Source organism: Colwellia sp. E150_009, assembly GCF_053543955.1.
This window is the reverse complement of record NZ_JBHFOM010000024.1, coordinates 12881-32561: the sequence shown is the minus strand read 5'-3', so window position 1 is coordinate 32561 and position 19681 is coordinate 12881. Positions and strand designations below refer to the sequence as shown.

At 36.4% G+C, this 19681-nt stretch carries 16 protein-coding genes, 2 pseudogenes and 1 riboswitch; of the genes and pseudogenes, 6 read left to right on the top strand and 12 right to left on the bottom strand.

What is annotated here, in order from left to right:
* Positions 1 to 3: 3 nt before the first annotated feature.
* From ACE1OF_RS11780 to ACE1OF_RS11765, 4 genes are all read left to right on the top strand, one after another.
* On the top strand, positions 4 to 1572 hold the full coding sequence (locus ACE1OF_RS11780) for a cobyric acid synthase (RefSeq protein WP_448894654.1): 1569 nt from the start codon (positions 4 to 6) through the stop codon (positions 1570 to 1572).
* 5 nt (positions 1573 to 1577) lie between these two features.
* On the top strand, positions 1578 to 2399 hold the full coding sequence (locus tag ACE1OF_RS11775; protein WP_448894710.1) for a cobalamin-binding protein: 822 nt from the start codon (positions 1578 to 1580) through the stop codon (positions 2397 to 2399).
* 56 nt (positions 2400 to 2455) lie between these two features.
* A riboswitch (cobalamin riboswitch) is annotated at positions 2456 to 2588 on the top strand.
* 67 nt (positions 2589 to 2655) lie between these two features.
* Complete coding sequence (locus ACE1OF_RS11770; protein ID WP_448894653.1) at positions 2656 to 4518, top strand: TonB-dependent receptor domain-containing protein; 1863 nt, start codon at positions 2656 to 2658, stop codon at positions 4516 to 4518.
* 250 nt (positions 4519 to 4768) lie between these two features.
* Positions 4769 to 6022 (top strand): valine--pyruvate transaminase, encoded by a 1254-nt coding sequence (locus ACE1OF_RS11765; RefSeq protein ID WP_448894652.1) that lies wholly within the window; start codon positions 4769 to 4771, stop codon positions 6020 to 6022.
* 73 nt (positions 6023 to 6095) lie between these two features.
* Here ACE1OF_RS11765 and ACE1OF_RS11760 read toward each other — a convergent pair whose 3' ends face one another.
* From ACE1OF_RS11760 to ACE1OF_RS11745, 4 genes are all read right to left on the bottom strand, one after another.
* Positions 6096 to 7031 (bottom strand): hypothetical protein, encoded by a 936-nt coding sequence (locus tag ACE1OF_RS11760; protein ID WP_448894651.1) that lies wholly within the window; start codon positions 7029 to 7031, stop codon positions 6096 to 6098.
* A 353-nt stretch (positions 7032 to 7384) separates the two neighbouring features.
* Complete coding sequence (locus ACE1OF_RS11755; RefSeq protein ID WP_448894650.1) at positions 7385 to 8455, bottom strand: threonine-phosphate decarboxylase; 1071 nt, start codon at positions 8453 to 8455, stop codon at positions 7385 to 7387.
* A 62-nt stretch (positions 8456 to 8517) separates the two neighbouring features.
* Entirely contained in the window at positions 8518 to 9525 is a 1008-nt protein-coding gene (cbiB, locus tag ACE1OF_RS11750; RefSeq protein WP_448894648.1) for an adenosylcobinamide-phosphate synthase CbiB, read from the bottom strand.
* A 3-nt stretch (positions 9526 to 9528) separates the two neighbouring features.
* Entirely contained in the window at positions 9529 to 10113 is a 585-nt protein-coding gene (locus tag ACE1OF_RS11745) for a histidine phosphatase family protein (protein WP_448894647.1), read from the bottom strand.
* Positions 10114 to 10595: 482 nt separating this feature from the next.
* On the opposite strand from ACE1OF_RS11745, the gene ACE1OF_RS11740 reads away from it, so the two are divergent.
* Positions 10596 to 10763: a hypothetical protein gene (locus ACE1OF_RS11740; protein ID WP_448894646.1), complete on the top strand. Its 168-nt coding sequence runs from the start codon at positions 10596 to 10598 to the stop codon at positions 10761 to 10763.
* A gap of 315 nt (positions 10764 to 11078) precedes the next feature.
* On the opposite strand, the pseudogene ACE1OF_RS11735 reads toward ACE1OF_RS11740, so the two are convergent.
* The 4 genes and pseudogenes from ACE1OF_RS11735 to ACE1OF_RS11720 form a co-directional block, all read right to left on the bottom strand.
* Positions 11079 to 11429: pseudogene (locus ACE1OF_RS11735) on the bottom strand (transposase); the annotation flags it as partial.
* A 230-nt stretch (positions 11430 to 11659) separates the two neighbouring features.
* Positions 11660 to 13378: an EAL domain-containing protein gene (locus ACE1OF_RS11730; protein WP_448894645.1), complete on the bottom strand. Its 1719-nt coding sequence runs from the start codon at positions 13376 to 13378 to the stop codon at positions 11660 to 11662.
* Between the two features lie 26 nt (positions 13379 to 13404).
* A complete protein-coding gene (locus tag ACE1OF_RS11725; RefSeq protein ID WP_448894644.1) occupies positions 13405 to 13830 on the bottom strand; it encodes a response regulator in 426 nt (141 codons plus the stop codon).
* On the bottom strand, positions 13823 to 15286 hold the full coding sequence (locus tag ACE1OF_RS11720; RefSeq protein ID WP_448894643.1) for a PAS domain-containing sensor histidine kinase: 1464 nt from the start codon (positions 15284 to 15286) through the stop codon (positions 13823 to 13825). Before ACE1OF_RS11720 ends, ACE1OF_RS11725 begins: the two co-directional genes overlap by 8 nt.
* Before the next feature lie 133 nt (positions 15287 to 15419).
* Between ACE1OF_RS11720 and ACE1OF_RS11715 the strand changes: the two genes are divergently transcribed.
* Positions 15420 to 15578, top strand: a complete 159-nt coding sequence (locus ACE1OF_RS11715) for a hypothetical protein (protein ID WP_448894642.1) — start codon at positions 15420 to 15422, stop codon at positions 15576 to 15578.
* Positions 15579 to 15735: 157 nt separating this feature from the next.
* On the opposite strand, the gene ACE1OF_RS11710 is transcribed toward ACE1OF_RS11715, so the two are convergent.
* From ACE1OF_RS11710 to ACE1OF_RS11695, 4 genes and pseudogenes are all read right to left on the bottom strand, one after another.
* On the bottom strand, positions 15736 to 16275 hold the full coding sequence (locus ACE1OF_RS11710; protein ID WP_448894708.1) for a winged helix-turn-helix domain-containing protein: 540 nt from the start codon (positions 16273 to 16275) through the stop codon (positions 15736 to 15738).
* A gap of 62 nt (positions 16276 to 16337) precedes the next feature.
* Positions 16338 to 16472, bottom strand: a pseudogene (locus ACE1OF_RS11705) (helix-turn-helix domain-containing protein); the annotation flags it as partial.
* Positions 16473 to 16760: 288 nt separating this feature from the next.
* Entirely contained in the window at positions 16761 to 18218 is a 1458-nt protein-coding gene (gene pyk, locus ACE1OF_RS11700; RefSeq protein ID WP_448894641.1) for a pyruvate kinase, read from the bottom strand.
* Between the two features lie 70 nt (positions 18219 to 18288).
* Positions 18289 to 19137, bottom strand: a complete 849-nt coding sequence (locus tag ACE1OF_RS11695) for a MurR/RpiR family transcriptional regulator (RefSeq protein WP_448894640.1) — start codon at positions 19135 to 19137, stop codon at positions 18289 to 18291.
* Positions 19138 to 19681: the final 544 nt, after the last annotated feature.

Here is a 19681-nt window from a genome sequence, read left to right as displayed (position 1 = left end):
TAAATGAAAACGTTAATGATACAGGGCACCACCTCTGACGCAGGTAAAAGTACCGTAGTCGCAGGGCTTTGTCGCGTACTTGCCAATAAAGGGATAAAAGTTGCGCCTTTTAAACCACAAAATATGGCATTAAACAGCGCGGTGACCGAAGACGGCGGAGAAATAGGTCGAGCACAAGCACTGCAAGCAATTGCTGCCAATGTAACACCGCGTGTTGATTTTAATCCTATTTTATTAAAACCCAATAGCGATACGGGTGCACAAGTTATTGTACAGGGTAAGGCGCTTTCAAATATGGAGGCAAGCAGTTATCACAATTATAAGAAAGTAGCGATGAATGCTGTGCTTGACTCGCATTATCGGCTTGCGAATGATTTTGATGTATTAATAGTAGAGGGCGCAGGCAGTCCTGCTGAAATAAACTTACGAGCTCACGATTTAGCAAATATGGGCTATGCTGAGAAAGTTGATTGCCCCGTGATTATTGTTGCTGACATTGATCGAGGTGGCGTGTTTGCTCATTTAGTTGGCACCCTAGCATTATTGTCTGAGTCTGAACAAGCGCGTGTTAAAGGTTTTATTATTAATCGTTTTCGCGGTGATATTGCACTGCTTGAGTCAGGGTTAACTTGGCTAGAAAAACGCACCAATAAACCAGTATTAGGTGTATTACCTTATTTGCATGATTTAGCACTTGATGCTGAAGATGCTGTTGCACTTGATAATAAGGTTATTGCAAGCAAGATTTCAATTGTTGTGCCTTTGTTGCCTCATATGAGTAATCATACCGATTTTGATCCATTAAGGCTTAACCCTGAAATAGATTTACATTATGTGAAAATTGGTGAGCGTATTGAGCATTGTGATTTAGTTATTTTACCCGGTAGTAAAAATGTTATTGCTGATTTGGCGTTTATAAAAGCGCAAGGATGGCAAGATGACATTGATCATCATTTACGTTATGGCGGTAAAGTATTTGGTATTTGTGGTGGTTTACAAATGTTAGGTCAAACCATTGCCGATCCTTATGGTATTGAATCAAGTTTCAATAATAGCAAAGTAAATGAATATGCTGATAAAAACGGTAACAGAACTGTTGAAGGTTTGGCTTTAGCCGACTTTACAACAATATTAACGACAGAAAAAACCCTTACACAGGTGTCAGGAAAGTTAACGTTAGCAGAGCAGAGTTATGACGTTTTTGGCTATGAAATTCATTGTGGTCAATCAAGCGGCAGCGCATTTAACAAACCACTAATTACTGGATTATCAACTGAAAACTCCATGGTTGATGGCTTTATTTCAGATGATAATCAAATTGCAGCAACCTATTTACATGGTGTGTTTGATCACGGAACAGTGACACATGCTGTATTACAATGGGTTAAAAAAGATCATGGTGTGCAAACAGTGATAGATATTAATGAACACCGGGAAATTCAGTTAAATCGTTTAGCCGATATTTGTAATGAACACTTACGCATGGATATGATTGAACAAATTTTACAGGCAGGTGTTAGCACTTGTGCTAACAATGGTGTTGGAACAAACGCTCAAGAGGTAAAGGCATGAAAGTGATTATTAGGCCCGTCTATGTGTTGTTAAGTTTGTTCTTGGCTTCTTATTCAAGTATTGCCACCGAGCAACGTATTGTTGCACTTGCGCCGCATATTGTCGAAATGTTATTCGACATAGGCGCTGGCGAAAATATTGTGGGTACGGTGGAATACGCTGATTATCCTGAAGCTGCATTAACCATTCCTCGTGTTGGAGGATATCATGGCATACAAATAGAAAAGGTACTTGCATTAAAACCTGATTTAGTGATGGTTTGGCAATCAGGTAACAAGGTGTCAGATATTGAACAAATGGAAAAAATGGGGCTGAATATTGTTTATAGCCTTCCACATAACATTGAAGATGTGGCAAGCGAACTTCGACACTTGGGTAAAGCTATAGGCCATGAAGCGCAAGCTGAAGTGGTAGCTAATAACTATACCAAAAAGCTTGAAAAGTTACGCCAAGATCATGCCAATATCAAACCAATGAAAGTTTTTTATCAGCTTTGGCCTGAGCCAATGCGTACCATTAACAAAGAGACGATAATCAATCAAATGATTGAAGTTTGTCAGGGGCAAAATGTTTTTGCTGATAATCCGACCGCTTATCCTCAAATAGGCATTGAAAATGTGATTGTGGCACAACCTGAAATTATTATTTATCCAGACGAAAAATCTGCGATAGAACAACCGATTATTGACTGGCTAAAATGGCCCGAAATACCTGCAGTTAAACATAACCGTTTTATTCATATTAACGCCGATTTATTACATAGATTCAGTACTCGAATGTTAGAAGGTATTGAAGATATGTGTGAAAAAATTGATGAGTTTCGTTAAGTGCTTGGTAAATATAACATTAAGAGCACAAAGCTTAATTAAATCAAAAAACGAACAAGTGAAAGTATTTTCACTTAACTATGGTAAGCAACGAGGGAAATCTATGAAACTTAGATACTGCCCCCGCAACGGTAATAACTTGATGTTCATTAACAAGTTTAAGTCCGACACCTTGTACTTACCTAATAGTCATTTGGCGTAATTAACATAGCTAAATGATCAACATGATGCGGAGGGCATCATAGAGCGAGGTAACATGAAAACTAAACTATTTAATAAAACACTAACTCAACTTGCTGTTTCTTCAGCAATACTTTCTACTACATTGATGTCTTCTGTTTCAATTGCAGCTGATAATGCAAACGAAGATCTAGCAGACACAAGTGTAGAACAAATTGTGGTAACAGCAAACCGTTCTCAACAAGAACAATTTTTATCACTTTCATCAACACAAGTGATTAGTAAAGCTGAAATTGAAATGATTCAGCCACAAAATATTACCGAATTACTCAATACAGTTGCAGGGGTCACGGTTGCCAATTTAGGTAGCGCAGGACAAGCAGCTTCTGTGTATATGCGTGGTACTAACAGTAATCATACGCTTGTGTTGGTTGATGGTGTCCGTGTTGGTTCAGCAACATTAGGCACAACCAGTTTTTCTTCAATGTCGGTGGGATTAATTGATCGCATTGAAGTAGTAAAAGGTCCTCGTGGTGCACTTTGGGGATCAGATGCTATTGGCGGTGTTATTCAAATTTTCACTAAAAAACTCCAATCTGGTGATGGTCATGTAACCGCGGGTGTAGGTAGTAACGGCTTTTGGAAAACCGAAGCAGCCATTGGTTTAGGTAATGAGAAACATTCGCTAACGATTGCTGGCGCTTTGGAAGAAAGTGATGGTTTCAATGCGACCGATTATGATGGTCAAGCTGATGATGATGGTTACGACCGTCAATCGTTTAGTATTAATGGTCAAAGTCAGTTAACTAATGAGTATTCCCTTAATTTAGTCTCACGTTATGAAACGGGTGGATCTCAATATGACACGCAGTATGGCGGCGCAGATGAGAATGAATATAAAAATTATTCTGTAAAATTGGGTGGTGCTTACCATTCTGAAAAACTATTAGTTGAAACCTCTTTTGCTAAATCGCAAGATCAAGCGGGCACATTTGAAGGTGATGTTAAGCCAAAAGTTGTTAGTGATATTACCACTAAGCGTGATCAGTTTGGCTTATTAGCTGAATATGAGTTAAGTAAAAATACAAGTTTTGTTGGTGGATTTGATTGGTACGAAGAAGAAGTAAAAAATACAGGGTCTGAGTATGTAAAAGATAGTCGAGATGCTAGTGCTGTTTTTGTGCAAGCACGTCATCAATTGAATTCATTTCTATTTGAAGGCGCACTTCGTCATGATGATATTCGAAGGCTAGATAAAGAAAATACTTATAACCTTTCTGTTGGTTATCAGTTTAATGACAATTGGTTATTAAGTGTAAGTCAAGGAACTGGTTTTAAAGCACCTACATTTAATGACTTATATTGGCCAGGATCAGGTAATCCAACACTTCAACCTGAAAAAGTTGACAGCAAAGAAATTTTACTTCGTAATCAGTTTGACAATGGTAGTGTTGAAATCAGTGTTTATGATGCTGATATCGACAATCTAATTAATTGGGCGCCAGATGCCGAGGGCAACTGGTCGCCAGCTAATATCGATAAGGCGTCTGCTAAGGGGCTTGATTTAACCGTTTCACTACAATTGGGTGATTTTTCTCACTTACTTGCAGCGGGTTATGTTGAAACAGAAGATGAAGCAACAGGGAATGAGTTGTTACGTCGACCTAAAATTAAAGCAACTTATACTTTGGGTTACCAAGTAGAAGCAATAGCTGCAAACCTTATTTTAGATTACCGTGGTGATAGTAAAGATAATAAATATACTCTTATAACGGTTGATTCAGTATTGTTAACTAATCTTTCGCTAAGCTACCAGTTATCAGACAAATTTTCATTACTAGCTAAAGTAAATAATCTTTTTGATAAAGATTATACTGTTGCAGAGCATTACTTTACTGATGGTATTAATTATCAGTTAGCTGCAACCTATACTTTTTAAGTTAATTAAATTTAACTGGTTATGCTTTTTGCTCATGAAATCTTTGATGTAGTTGTAGGGAAGGGGAATTTTATTGCCCTGTGTCAGAGTAAATTTCAACCTACATTTTAAAATTTAACAGTGGAGCGAGTATAAATGATATAAAACACCATAATAAAATATGTATTCTTGATTATGGTGTTTTTTTATCAATAAATGTATTCATACTATTACCAGAATCGAAACAAGCTAAGGAAAAAAGGGTTCAACTATGTTTAAACTTTCTAAATTTGGAGAAAAATTTTCCCAAGAATCAGGCATTGTTAGTTTAATGGAAGATTTAGGCACAGCGCTTAATGAAAATCCTGATTTAATTTTTATGGGCGGAGGAAATCCTGCCCGTATCCCTGAAATAGAAGATTATTTTCACCAAAGACTCAAACAAGTTGCAGAAAGTGAAGACGCTAGGTTTAATCTGTTAAGTGTTTATCAATCACCCCAAGGCGAATTACAATTACGTAAAGAGATGGCAAGTTATCTGAGCCGCCGATTTCACTGGAAAATAACTGAAAAAAATATCGCTTTCGCAAATGGTAGTCAATCGGCCTTTTTTACGATTTATAATTTATTGGCAGGTGAAATGCCAAATGGAGAGAAAAAGAAAATACATTTTCCTCTTGCGCCAGAGTATGTAGGTTATGCTAATGCGGGCTTAAGTGACTTATTTTTTTCATCAACCAAACCTGATATTGAACTTATTGGTGACGATATGTTTAAGTATCATGTTAACTTTGAACGACTAAAAGTTAACGATAATATTGCGGCATTATCCGTATCAAGGCCAACAAACCCAACGGGTAATGTATTGACCGATGAGGAAATTAACCAGCTTGATGCGTTGGCAAAGCAGCATAATATTCCATTAATTATCGATGGTGCTTACGGTTTACCTTTCCCTAACATTACGTTTGTCGAAGCAAAACCACACTGGAATGATAATACTATTTTAGTGCTGAGTCTTTCTAAATTAGGGCTACCTGCCGTAAGAACAGGCATTGTTATCGCCAATGAAGAATTTATTGAGCAATTTACTCGGGTTAATACTATTTGTAATTTAGCCACTAGCAGTACTGGGCCTACGTTAATATCGGGAATATTTAATAATGATGAAATAACAACTTTAACCCAAACGGTGCGTCATTATTATCAAACAAAAGTTGAGTTTGTTACTCAAGCGTTTAAAAAGGCACTTACAGGAATACCTTATAGAATTCATGTGCCAGAGGGAGCTATTTTTATCTGGCTATGGTTACAAGACTTACCTATTACTTCAAATGAACTGTATCAAAAATTGAAATCTAAAGGGGTTTTAGTGATACCAGGAGAGGAATTTTTTATTGGTTTAGATGAGTGGCAACACAAAAAAGAATGTATAAGAATATCTTACGCCCAAAGCCCAGAGAAAATTACCGCGGGCATCAACATTATTCAGCAAGAATTAAAGGCGCTATATCAGGTTGAATAATATTTTCAAAATTTAAACATTATTCACTAAGAGTAACGTAGTTATTTAACAGATGTAGTGGTCTTGTATCAACTTACATATGAATGGATGTCTTAAAGTTGTTTGACAATAATTGCATATGCTCATTCCAATTTCTACGCATGAATTGAGCAACTTTTAACATTGAATAAGGAGGAGAGCCTAATTCTTTAGGGTTTAATTCTTCTCCATAAGTAGTCAAATTTAAATCCCATAAAATACGATCCATTACTGCTTCAACAGGAGGATCTCCTGGGCCAACACCATGTAAATTCATATTATTAGAAAATAAGAATGTATTTGCCAATATTGTATTTAAAGCATTAGCCCAGCCTTGGAAGTCATTAGTCGATAGATGCGTACGAAAAATATTACGCAATTCATCATGCCATTGCGATTGAAATTGTGTCAGTTGTTTTGGGCTTTTACCCATTCTATTCATGCTGAGCCCCGCAGAATGACCATTTAACCCTAATTCAGATGCTAGGATATATCCGTTTGATTGTCCTCCCATTTTTGCATTATGGGCAGCTTGTTTTATTTTTGATAGGTAATTTTGTCCATTTTCATGGTATTTAGCTGGGTTTAATATTAACAGCCATGTTGGGCATCTCATCATATTGAACAAAAATAGCCAGCGTTTATTTTGAGAAGCAATAACTTTACCGATAAGATCGGTAGGAATCCATTCATGTAAACCGCTACTAACATCAAATTGGCTCATATCTAGGTAGGCTAAATCTTCCTTTTTAGTATTTGCGGCTCGTGTTTTATTCTTGTTTTTTTGGGCTTGACTTGCCAGCGCTGGATTTTGTGGGTTATTAAAAAATTGATTGTTAATATTTCGTAATGTACTACTGAAATGGTATGACATACTCCTAGAGGGTTCGTTTTCATCTAAATCCATAGCATCAAAATGTTGATTTCGGTGATCTAGGTATGCCTGGTCACGAACACTATCGCGAGGCGTAAATAAAAAAGGATCTCCCATTAATAACTCCTTTCTTTATTAGGTGCTGTTGAATTTTTCTGATTGTTTTTGTAGCAGTTCATTAGCCTTTTATACAATGTAGTAGAAATGCCTAATAAACGCTGTTCTGCGGATTCATTAAAATGCCTTTTGCTCATTGTTGCAAGGAGTTTACATAGAATGACTATAGTTACGTTCCTTGCATTGCGGTCAAAAAGGCATTTAATTCGAACAAATTTAAACATGAAAGATCAACAGACCCTAATAGTTAATAAAATATAATTACTCAGTGATGCTTCTGTAAAAAGAATAGATGCTAAAATTGATTTATACAAGATTGTTTGGTGGATTATCATGAAAAACCAAATTGGTTTTTAAGAGAGAGCTATATGTATTAAACCAGTCTTTAGTCGTGCAAGTTGTTCCTTCTTGGCTAAACCAAACCTTAATGCTTGTTTGTCATCGGTTAAGCGTACATATATTGCCTGTTGGCATAGTGAAACGTAGAAATTTTCAGCGTGGCTTTTTGCTTCAGTATTTTTGAGAAAATAAACGGTTTGAAATAAATTCGTTCCTGTTATTTTATCAATGTATTCACTGGGTATACTTTCAATGAGTATTGTACGTAATTGAGCACTTAAAAGTTGTAGCTTGTGTTTTTGTTGCTCATGCCATTGATAATCAGCCAATGCTGTTTTTGCAATAAACTGTGCAGGACCATTTACCTGCCATGGCCCTAGGTGCTCATGAAAGTTGTCTATCCAAGTTTCGCAAGCAATTAAAAAACCAATGCGAATACCAGCTAAGCCGAAAAACTTACCAAAAGAGCGTAAAATTAGGGTGTTTACATTAGTCTTTATATTGGTGTTTATCAAATTGCCGTTAATTGTATGTGTCATGGATTGTGAAGGGCTTACTACATCAATAAAGGCTTCATCAATGACGAAGAGGCCGTTACTGTTTGCTAGTTTTTCTTGATATTTAATTAAGGTAGGTTTTGGGTATAACTGACCTGTTGGATTATTAGGGTTAATAACGACTAAAACAGCATTGTTTTCAATTTTACTAAGGTCGGGCAATTCATCTTGATACCAACAAACTCTAAACCCTGAGTTTTGCCACGCAAGCGCATGCTCTTTATAACCTTGTTCTGGTAAATAAACGATGGTTGAATGCGGATTTTTTTCATGCCAAAGCGTGGGTAATAATTTTATGATGGCTTGGCTACCATTGGTAACGAGTAGGTTGTCGGCATTATAGTAGCGCTTTGCAGCCGTTTGTAAATCATTACTTGCCTGTGGCAATACTTGGTAGAGTTTTTCAGGAATAGATGGAACAGGGTAGCTAAATGGGGCTATACCAGTAGATAAATCTAACCAGTTTTCTGCAGGAATGTTGTATTGTTTTGCTACTTGTTGTAATTGTCCGCCATGGATCAAAGCCAAAATTGATTCACCTGAATGTTAGTTTTATAAATAGTGTTAATTATACAAGAAATATACAAGATTTATACGATAATGTAGTGGGTTAGTTGATAGATAAAAATGAATAAAACTAATAACATAGCTGCTCGTTTTACTACTGTTATACTGCGAGGAATATCAGTTACTTTCACTATGGTATTTTCATTTAAATTTAAGCCTAAGGTTGGGGATGTTATCTTTTTATTGTTGTAGATAGCATTACCGCCTAGAGAAATCTGCATTACAGTAGCACCAGCGGCCATAACCCAACCGCCATTGTGACTTTTATATTCATTACCTTGTTGATAAGCATTTTTTAATGCCTGACAAAATGGTTGTTGTACGGCATATAAAACAGTGCAAATTTTCCCTGTGACAAAGCCTAACGCATCGTCGGCTCGTGCAGCAAAAAAACCAAAAGAATTAAAGCGGTCTGTTTTATAACCCCACATAGCATCAAGTGTATTGGCGAGTCGATGTAATATGACTAAAGGAATTCCACCAATCAAGTAATAAACCAAAGAAGCGATAACAGCATCATGACCATTTTCAAGCATAGACTCTACAGTAGCCCGTGACATTTCTTCAGGTGATAATTGCTGAGTTTCTCTACTTACAAGGTAACCAGTGAAGTGGCGCGCAGTTAGTAGATTTCCTTGGTTTAGTGGTGTAAAAACTTGCATTGCATGTAGATGTAAACTATTTAAGCCAATAGCTAAATATAAAAAGAACACTTCAATTATAAATTTTACACTTGCTGGTAATATAGCGAGTAGAAGGTACAACAGATAACAAAAAGGTAATATAAGTAAACACCATGCAGAAAAACCGAGTAGGGCGCTTGCTCTTGTAAAGTAATGCGTGTGATGACTAGGTTTATTTAACCATTGTTCTGTTTTATTCGCTATCAGTCCAAAACCGATCAATGGATGATACTTTTTTGGTTCGCCTATTAAGTAATCAAGTAATAAGGCAAATGCTAAAACCAGTGTTAATTTAAATGGTATGACTAACAGCATCATACTGTTTACAAAACTACTGTCAGTCGTCAAATTTTAATTCTCTTTTATCATAAAATAAGGAGGGGTCTGTTGATAATCTAAAGCAACAATACAACCATTTGCAAATAGATTAAATGCATTGGTATTTTGTGTTTGGCCAAGCAAAAAAAATAAACAACGCATTGCCTCACCATGAAATATTATTAAGGAGTTTTGTCCTAAATGTGCATTGGCTAGTTGTTGCAGGGCACTAAAAATACGCTTTCCACAATCAAGGGCTGATTCTGCATTATTAATTTTGAGTGAGGTTACTTGGTTTAGCAACTCATGATATTCAGGTAATGTTTGAAGATAGCTAACATCTTTTCCTTGCCAATCACCTAAATTTCTCTCCAGTAAACTGTTATACGTTTTATGGGGAACATTGAAGGCTTGTTGACAAATAAAAGCCGTTTCTACGGCGCGTTCTAGCGGAGAAGATATAATGGTGCTGATAGATATAGCTGACAATTTCTCAGCAATATGTGCTGATTGCAATTTACCTAAAGGTGTCAATTGGCTGTTAAGGTGCCCTTGTAGTCGACGTTTTTTGTTCCATAGGGTTTCGCCGTGTCGAGCGAGATATAGTCTGGTTTTCATTATTTTTTGTATAAAATTTAATGGTGGGCAGGATACCTAAATCCATACTTTTAATGGTGGGCAGGATACCTAAATCCATACTATAGTGCAATCGTGATTAAGTGGAGAATGGGTAAACAAATTAATAGCTGTAATTTTAGGGTGATTACCCTCCCAATTAAACTCAGTAATTGCCATATTTTCAATTAAAAACGAAAAACTAGTTTACTTATGCTTATTTAACTTATATAGTTGCGCGGTTATTTACTCTCCTCTCGTTTATTTAACTGGTTATCTGTTTATATCTATTAAGTGGTAAACCATGTTTTGTCTTTCCCTTTCACAGTTAGCCAACACTCAAATTATTAAGCTTAAATTATTGTCTGAGTTATCAAAAATATAGTCTCAAATTGAGTTGATATTTAAAAATATCTAAAAGTTTTCATACAATAATATAGCTTTTATTATTCATGCGTTTTAACGCAAATTAAAAGAGTTCTATTATGTCTTATACATACAAAGGTATGGTTTATTCAATTAAATCACCAGTAACCTCAATTTCAGTTAACAAACATAATGTTGTTGTTACTGATCAAGATGGTGCAAAATTAATCAAATTTACTAATGTAAATGATTCAAAAAGTTTTTTAGCGTGGGTTTATAAAGCCTAAGAAAATAAAAAAGTAACTTGCAATTATTTGCAGTTATACCATATATGGACCCTCTCCGATTGCAAGACAATTTAAATCGTTGAAATAGAGTGCATTGCAGCCATATATTCGGCTTTTAGCTGAGGTATCAACTTGATGCCTCTAGCCCTGATAGATTTCCGCCCCTATTACCTTATCAATTTCGCGGCTTATAATAGCCCTTGGTATTAAAAGGTTTCCTATAGGGCAGTGCTGAACTGTATCCCATCAATCTCTATTATCTAGCAATGTTACAAGGTTGTTTTCTTCTTTTTTTTCTAAAAACTATTTTTTCTGTTAATTGATTGCACTTTTATATTTGTAATCTTCTTGGTGGTGCAGCATCGCCCAAGCCATTCGCGCCATTTTATTCGTTAAAGCAACCGTGGCATTATTATAATTACTGCGCTCTTTCAATTGCTTTGCCCAAATACTCACTTGGTCGGTTTTATTTTTACAGTGCCTGAACGCTGCTCTGGTGCCGTTAATCAGCTGCGTTCTTAAATAAGCATTTCCGCGTTTAGAAATTCCCAACAAGGTTGGCTTTCCTCCCGTTGAATGCTGTCCTAGCACTAACCCCAACCAAGCAGAAACATGAAGGCCGCTGTTAAAGGCTTTTCCATCTACTAAAATAAAATGAATTAGCGGTAAGCGACTAACCAACCACTTTATTAATGTTCCAAGGCAGTATTGCTTCCAAATCTTCCAGTGTCTTTGCTTGTGGCTGTAACGTCATAAAATACTCCGACGGCTCAATGTCGTTTGCTTTTACTGTTTCCACTAAGCTAAACGGTAATTTATGGACAAACTAATACATAGCGGAAAACAGCGTTACTGCTACAGCTTAAGTGTCATTGTGCGAAACACATCCTAATTTTTTAAGCCTGTTTTTCACATTGAAATTTGTTGTTTTTTATCCAGTGTAATATATATTTACCTTCCATGGGCTTGGCAAAGTAAAATCCTTGAACATATTCACCGCCAAGCGATTGGAACTTTTTAAGTTGTGCTTTAGTTTCTATGCCTTCTGCGATAAGACGATAATTAAAAACCTTGCCAAACTCAATCATACTTTTAACGATCGCTTCATCTGCTTTATCTTCTTCTATATTTTGTATAAATGATCGATCGATTTTCAACGTATCAAGCGGTAGCATTTTCAAGTAATTGAGTGAGGCGAATCCCGTACCAAAATCATCTAAGGCAATTCTCATCCCTAAAGCTCTGCATTGTTCAAGTCTTTGCACCGCGAGCTCAATGTTGTTGATTGATACTGATTCTAACACCTCTAGTTCAAGTAGAGTGGCGGTCACTGCTGGGTATTCAAATAGACTTTCAGTCAGGCAATCAATAAAATCTCTTTTGAGAATGTGCGGGCCAGATATGTTGACGCTGACGCTGATATGACTACCCGCTTTACGCCATAAATCACACTGTTTTAACGCTTTTTCTATGACCCACTCGCCAATTTTAACGCTAAGCGTCGAATGTTCTAACGCGTGAGCAAAATGAGCGGGTGACAACAGTCCTTGTGTTGGATGGTTCCATCGTATTAATGCTTCAACACCAATGATTTCATTCAATATCGTGTTTATTTTCGGTTGATACAATAAAGTAAATTCATTTTTATCTAATGATATGTCTACGTCGGTTAACATTTTTCGGTATTGCTCTTGCTTTTTTTCTTCTTTTGGGTCAAAGAATAATATTTTATTTCGTCCTGAATTTTTGGCTTGATACATGGTTTGATCAGCCCTACGTAGTATAGTATCTGCATCTAATTTCCCATTGTTAATGATAGAGACGCCGATACTCGCAGATATTTTGACAAAATATTGATTTGGCAGCTGAATTGGTATGCTTAATACCAGTAAAACTCGCTTCAGTAATTCTTCGCATTTTTGTACATCGTCAATATCATCAAGCAAAAGTACAAATTCATCACCTCCTATCCTAGCTATGGTGTCACTTGTACGTAAGGTTTTTTTTAATTTTTTGGCTATTTCAATCAGTACAAAGTCACCAGCCTCGTGTCCATACGTGTCGTTCACAGGCTTAAAGTGGTCTAAATCAATAAAGGCTAACGCAGCTAATTTTTTTTGTCGGTTAATATGTTTGATCGATTGTCGTAATCTATCCAGCAACAAGGGGCGACTAGCTAAACCTGTTAAACTGTCATAATGAGCTAAGTTGTCAATTTCCTGTTTATGCTTCGCTGTACTTATTGCATTTAATATGGCACTGAATAATTGCGTTGCTTTTAAATTGCTTTTGACTAAATAGTCATTAGCGCCTAGCCGCATTGCCTCAGCAGCGACCTCTTCATCACCTAGCCCAGAGATAATAATCACTGCACAATCTTTGGCTAGTCGCTTACGGATTTGATTAAGCAATGTTAGACCGTCTTCTTTACCAAGGCGATAATCAACGATAATACAGTCGTAGCTGCTTTTTTCTATTACCGCAATAGAATCGTAAACGGTAGACGTTTCTTCTATGAAGGCTGATAAATCAACTGACTTCAACATACGACGTATTTTTTCTCTATCGACATCGTCATCATCGACAACAAGTAACTTTAGTGAAGTGGCGTTCATTTATGTCAACATCCTTATATCAAAAATTACGGTATCATTGCTACCGCTTTTTGGTAACTGAGCAAAAGAGAAGCAAGTTTTGAAAACTGTGGGCCGACGGCAGATTTCACCATATAACCGGCGACGTTGTGATAGTAAGCTTGAGTACGGTCGGTTTCTGCATCCGAAGTGGTTAAGACAAAGATCACCAGTTCTTTAAGATCTTTCGATTGTCGTACCACCTCTAAAAATTCTAATCCATTCATTACCGGCATGCTAAGATCTAATAAGACAATAAAAGGACGACTTAGCGGGCTCTTTTTATTATCCGTTAATATTATATCGAGTGCTTCTTGACCATTACTTGCTAGCACGATTGGAATATTAGGAGCAGTTTTAGCCAAGCTGCGCATTACAGACTCTGCGGCAACATCATCGTCTTCAACTAATAAAATGCTAAGATTCTTAATCATGGGTATCTTTCCTTATAAAACGAGGCCACCATAAGTGAAAGGTGACACCTTTTAGGTCTCTATTATTATTGACACTAATACGACCGCCATGGGTTTCGGCTAAACGTCGACATACTGATAAACCAATGCCTGAAGCACCTCTTTCAGAAGAGCTGACCGTTTGAAACAATCTAAAAATTCTCTTCATAGCACTCTCTGGTATTCCTGGACCATCATCACAAACCATAAAATGCAACATACTGTTTTCTCTACGACAAGTGATATTTAATTTTCCAACTTCTTTATCGTGATGCTTAACCGCGTTACTAATAAGATTTCGTAAGATTGTTTCTAATGGTGTTAGTGCTGATTCAAGTTCATCAACGGAAATATCAAGTGCTACGGAAAATTTATCTGGGATCGCTACTAAACTTAAAACATCGTCTATTAATAAACTGATATTTATGGTTTTTATTTCTGAATGTAAATTACCTGCTCGAGCATAAGTGAGTAAGTTCTCAATTAATGCTTCCATTTTATCAACCCGTATTGAGATGCGATCGATGTTTTTGTTAACATCAGCAGGACAATCAGTTGGTAAATCCTCTTTAATCCATTCTAATAAATCTGAAATTCCACGTAATGGTGAGCGCAGATCATGTGAGGCGACATAAGTAAATTCTTCTAAATTTGTATTGGTTTCTTTTAATTCATTTTCCATACGCTTACGTTGGGTAATATCGACAAGAGAAACTAAGATCATTTTTTTATTATTTTCATCAACAAATGGCTTTAAGCCTATTTCTATCGGAAATTCTCTACCATCAGCATGTAAAGCGGTTAAGTCTCTGCCAACGCCCATCATTCTAACGGTTGGTTTTTCTATATAAGCATTACGTAAACCTTGATGATCGCCACGATAGCGCTTAGGAAGTAACATTTCTATCGGATTACCAAGCAATTGCTCAATATTATAGCCAAAGCAGTTGCATAATGAATCATTCGCAAAGGCAATGACACCAGCTGTACTGACAACCAAAACACCGTATGGAGCATGATTCACCGAATTCTTGAACATTTGGTTCATTCGTAAACGCGTAGAAATATCAACAAGTGTCGCCAGAACTAAAACATCACTACCTACTTTTATCGGGTTTAAGCCTATTTCTATCGGGATTTTTTCACCATCCTTCTTTAGTGCAAATAATTCCTTACCTTTGCCCATTTGTCTCTTTGAAGGGGATGCTAAAAACTGTTCCATCAGAGATTGATGAGAACTGCGGTATTCCTTGGGTAATAGTTGCTCGATATTGGCATTGGTTAGCGCACCAGCGCTATAGCCCAATGCATCAGTAAGTAGTTGATTGCAATACAAAATGCAACCTAGATTATTGACAATCATAGCACTAGAAGGGATGATGTGAATGAGTGAATGTAACTGTTGCTCGTCCATTGAAAAATGTTGGTTATTATCCATACAAGTCACTTTTGTTCAAAAAATATCCTAGTTATTTTATAGCTCATAAACAAAATAAATGCAAAATATGTAAACCAATACCTACATTGTAGTGTCCTTTTAGTAATGACCTTAAATTGTTAAAGACTGGGATATGGTAGATCTGCCAGCTTTAGATGGCCAAAATCTAATTTCATTGGTGACAATGGCACGTCAAAATGAACTCACCAATAGATGCTTCAAAGGGAGTGACGATATTGTTGATGAATGTAGCTGGGCTTGGAATTGCTTTATAACTGCCCCTCCAGAGTAATAAAATTATACCTAAAGACTGGATACTAGTGGAAAATTTATTAATGGAATTGGTTATTTAACACCACTGTATAGAAATAATAAGATTACAGAAAAGTTACGCTTGACGAACATCACCTCACGTTAGCCATCTTCACTTCACATCTGGAAACTAAATATCATCGACTACAGTTCACCAGCCAACGAAATATGGCAAAATGTGAGGGTAAATAAAACAAGTATTCAGGATGCCATTGTAGACCTATGATGTTATTTTCTGTTGACTCCACAGCTTGGATAATGTCGTCCAGATCCCTTCCTATAACCTTTAGATTTGTCCCGTATTCTTGATTGCCTGATGATGAAGACTGTTTACCCGCAGGTACTTCGGTTGCACCTGTTTTGGGGCAAACGACACCACACAAATAGGCAGATGTAAATTGCTGTTGTTTTACTACTCTGGGTCGAGTACCTTTTTCGGCCCATATACGAGTCGTCGTATCCTGTTGCCCAAAACGTGCCTCATCTTGAAACCAAATATCAATATGATCTAACGAAAGATCATTGGGCACTAGTTCGATCAACTCATTTTGGAATTTTTTAAAATCTTCTTGAATTTCTTCCGATTGTTTAGGGGGTCGAGAACGACTTGTGATCCATGAAAAATTTAGCAGGTGAAGTAAAAAGTACACGTTTGAACGGTGTAACGAACACCAAATTGTTCGTCTATATAATGAGCAAAGTCATGACCGTTAAACCGACCGCCCTTAGGTTTAACGGCTTAATTTTTAACGTATTGTGTAAATTTAGTTAGTTGTTCAGCGGTAAGTTTTTTAGGGCGACTTGTTCTTGGTTTTTCTTTTAAACCATTGAGTCCTTCATTGAAAAAACGTTTAGCCCAATCATTTACCATGCGACGATTTACTTTTAATGTTTAGCCGTTTCAGTACGATCAGCACCATCACGAATATGTGACATTGCTAACAATCTGCTCCTTAATCGTCCATTGGTTTTTTTGAGATCAATGATTTAAAATCAATAGGTTTGAGCTTTTCTTCAAGCTCTTTTTGGGAAATATATTTCATACCTTCATTAGATCACAAATTTAATTTAATTGGTATTACTTCACTTTAGTTTACACATACCCTATAAAAAAGGCCATTAGTATAAATGAATACTAACGGCTTTTTTCATATGCTGTACGTTAGTCTATTGTTACATGATTTTTCGTGATGGTTAGAACTTTTAATGTATTTGAAGCGCCGACTGTTTCCATTAAATCACCATGAGTTAATATGATTTTATCACCAATGGTTAAATCAGATTTTTGGCAAACCTCTTTTAAAATATCATCGCTCAATGTTTCATGACTGCTTTGTGTTGAATCAAAAGCAATAGGGTAAACACCTCGGTAAATAGCCGTTTTATTTAGTGTTTTAGCATGACGTGATAATGAGTAAATAGGTAAACCAGAAGTAATTCTAGACATTAATTTACTGGTTTGTCCTGACTCAGTAAGGGCAATAATAGCTTTAACTCCGTCTAAATGGTTAGCTGCGTACATTGCAGATAAAGCAATAGTTTCAGATGTTTCGGTAAACGTAAGATCCATTCTGTGATTAGAAATATTAACCGAACGATGCTTTTCCGCGCCAAGGCACACATTGGCCATTGCTGTCACGGTTTCTACGGGGTATTTACCTGCCGCTGTTTCAGCACTTAGCATAACTGCATCAGTACCATCTAATACCGCATTTGCAACATCCATGACTTCTGCACGGGTTGGCATAGGTTGTTCAATCATTGTTTCCATCATTTGTGTTGCTGTTATAACAACACGGTTTAAACGACGTGAACGTGCGATAATATGTTTTTGTTTACCAACGAGCTCTGCATCGCCAATTTCTACACCTAAGTCGCCCCGAGCAACCATTACAACATCAGATGCTAAAATAATGCCATCAAGAATTTCATCATCATTCACGGCTTCAGCACGTTCAATTTTTGCGACTAAACGCGCATCACATCCTGCTTCTTGGGCCAATAGACGTGCTTCTCGCATATCTGCGGCGTCGCGAGGAAAAGAAACGGCAAGGAAATCAACATTGATTTTTGCTGCTGTAATAATGTCTGCTTTATCTTTTGTTGTAAGAGCAGGCGCAGTTAAGCCACCACCTTGGCGGTTAATACCTTTATTATTTGAAAGTGGGCCACCCACAGTAACTTCTGTAAAAACTGAAGTATTTGAGGTTGATAATACTTTCAGTTGAACACGACCATCATCGAGCAATAATATGTCGCCTGCGCTAACATCTTGAACTAATTTTTTATAATCAATACCAACTTTCTCTTGGCAGCCTTGTCCTTTTTCTAATAGAGCATCTAATTCAAATTTATCCCCGATAGCAAGTTTTATAGGGCCATCTTTAAAAGTAGATATGCGAATTTTAGGGCCTTGTAAATCACCTAGTATTCCAACATAAACACCTAATTCTTTAGCTATTTCACGAACATTATTTGCTCTGTCGATGTGGTCTTGAGGTACGCCGTGAGAAAAGTTAAGTCTTACAACATTTACACCCGCAGCAAGTACTGCTTTTAATTTAGCTCTGTCATCTGTTGCTGGACCAAGGGTAGCAACAATTTTTGTTCTTCTAGGCATTTTAATCCTTATACTTTTTAGTGTGTTTTACAATGTAAGTTAAGCGTTGAGGTGCTCAACTTATAAAATATTAGTCTTTACGTTCAAAGCGTGAGCTTCTTAAACTATCTTTTACTTTTTTCAAATTATCTCTAAATTTACTACCACGTCTTAGTGTGAAACCTGTGGCGAGAACATCAATTAATGCTAATTGTGCGATTCGTGATGACATAGGCATATAAAGATCAGTGTCTTCAGCAACATCAACCGATAAAACAATGCTGCATTCTTTAGCTAATGGTGTGTCTGTTGTGGTAATACCGATGACAGTTGCATCATTTTCTTTTGCTAAACTAGCAACTTCAACCAATGATTTAGTTCGTCCCGTATGAGATATTACAATGACAACATCACCTTGTCGGCTATTTATAGCACTCATACGTTGCATTAATATGTCATCAAAATAAACAACGGGTACATTAAAGCGAAAGAATTTATTTTGTGCATCATGAGCCACAATGGCCGATGCACCTAAACCAAAAAATGAGATTTTATTGGCTTGTGTAAGTACATCTACAGAACGGTTGATCAAAGAAGGGTCTAAACTTTTACGCGCTAGTTCAAGACTAGCCATGGTCGATTCAAAAATTTTATCGGTGTAATCTTCAGCGGTGTCATTTTCGTCTACATGGCGATTAACGTAAGGCGTACCATTCGCTAAGCTTTGAGCTAAATGTAGTTTAAAGTCTGGATAGCCTTTCGTATCTAAACGACGGCAAAATCGATTTACCGTGGGTTCACTAATATTCGCTTGTTTAGCGAGTGCCGCTATACTTGAGTGAATAACGGTGCTTGGAGAAGATAATATAACTTCAGCAACTTTACGCTCAGATTTACTTAGGGTGTCTAGTTCGTTAGTGATCTTTTCTAATATATTCATTATTTTTTGATCCTAGCTCTACTCATTTATAAGCCAAATATATGGCCTAATAACGTTGATATTTAATTGCTATACATAGCTAATTTGATGCTGCTATACCTAGCTACTGTAATTTATTTTCTGCTTAAATAACAGAAACAATGAAATTTTATTTCATAAGTTGACCGTAATATTATGCAAAATGTAGAATATTTGCAAATGTTTAATAATCAAACAGAGATATAAATAACATTTTTATTGGTTTTTTAGGAAAAAAGTCAAATATTCCTATATGATTTTGACAAAATCTATAAATTAAGCGTTTTTTTGTATAAAATGTAATAAAATTACAAAAAGTTCTTTACTGATGAACGTTCAGAAGCTAAATTAGATGCATATGTAGTTTAGTTACAGTGCTATTTTATTACTTTAAGAATTACGCCATAATCAGTGACTTCTTTGTAATAAAGGGTTTTAAAGAGTTGTGTGCGATGAATTTAGCTTTCATTATGCAGCAGCATCATTTTTAAAACGGTAACTATTATGCAGTTATTATACTCAAATA

Bases quoted from the DNA above. Each gene is read 5' to 3' on its own strand.
- ACE1OF_RS11780 (WP_448894654.1), top strand. From the start codon at position 4: ATGAAAACGTTAATGATACAGGGCACCACCTCTGACGCAGGTAAAAGT.
- ACE1OF_RS11770 (WP_448894653.1), top strand. From the start codon at position 2,656: ATGAAAACTAAACTATTTAATAAAACACTAACTCAACTTGCTGTTTCT.
- ACE1OF_RS11765 (WP_448894652.1), top strand. From the start codon at position 4,769: ATGTTTAAACTTTCTAAATTTGGAGAAAAATTTTCCCAAGAATCAGGC.
- ACE1OF_RS11760 (WP_448894651.1), bottom strand. From the start codon at position 7,031: ATGGGAGATCCTTTTTTATTTACGCCTCGCGATAGTGTTCGTGACCAG.
- ACE1OF_RS11745 (WP_448894647.1), bottom strand. From the start codon at position 10,113: ATGAAAACCAGACTATATCTCGCTCGACACGGCGAAACCCTATGGAAC.
- ACE1OF_RS11740 (WP_448894646.1), top strand. From the start codon at position 10,596: ATGTCTTATACATACAAAGGTATGGTTTATTCAATTAAATCACCAGTA.
- ACE1OF_RS11730 (WP_448894645.1), bottom strand. From the start codon at position 13,378: ATGAACGCCACTTCACTAAAGTTACTTGTTGTCGATGATGACGATGTC.
- ACE1OF_RS11725 (WP_448894644.1), bottom strand. From the start codon at position 13,830: ATGATTAAGAATCTTAGCATTTTATTAGTTGAAGACGATGATGTTGCC.
- ACE1OF_RS11720 (WP_448894643.1), bottom strand. From the start codon at position 15,286: ATGGATAATAACCAACATTTTTCAATGGACGAGCAACAGTTACATTCA.
- ACE1OF_RS11715 (WP_448894642.1), top strand. From the start codon at position 15,420: ATGGTAGATCTGCCAGCTTTAGATGGCCAAAATCTAATTTCATTGGTG.
- pyk (WP_448894641.1), bottom strand. From the start codon at position 18,218: ATGCCTAGAAGAACAAAAATTGTTGCTACCCTTGGTCCAGCAACAGAT.
- ACE1OF_RS11695 (WP_448894640.1), bottom strand. From the start codon at position 19,137: ATGAATATATTAGAAAAGATCACTAACGAACTAGACACCCTAAGTAAA.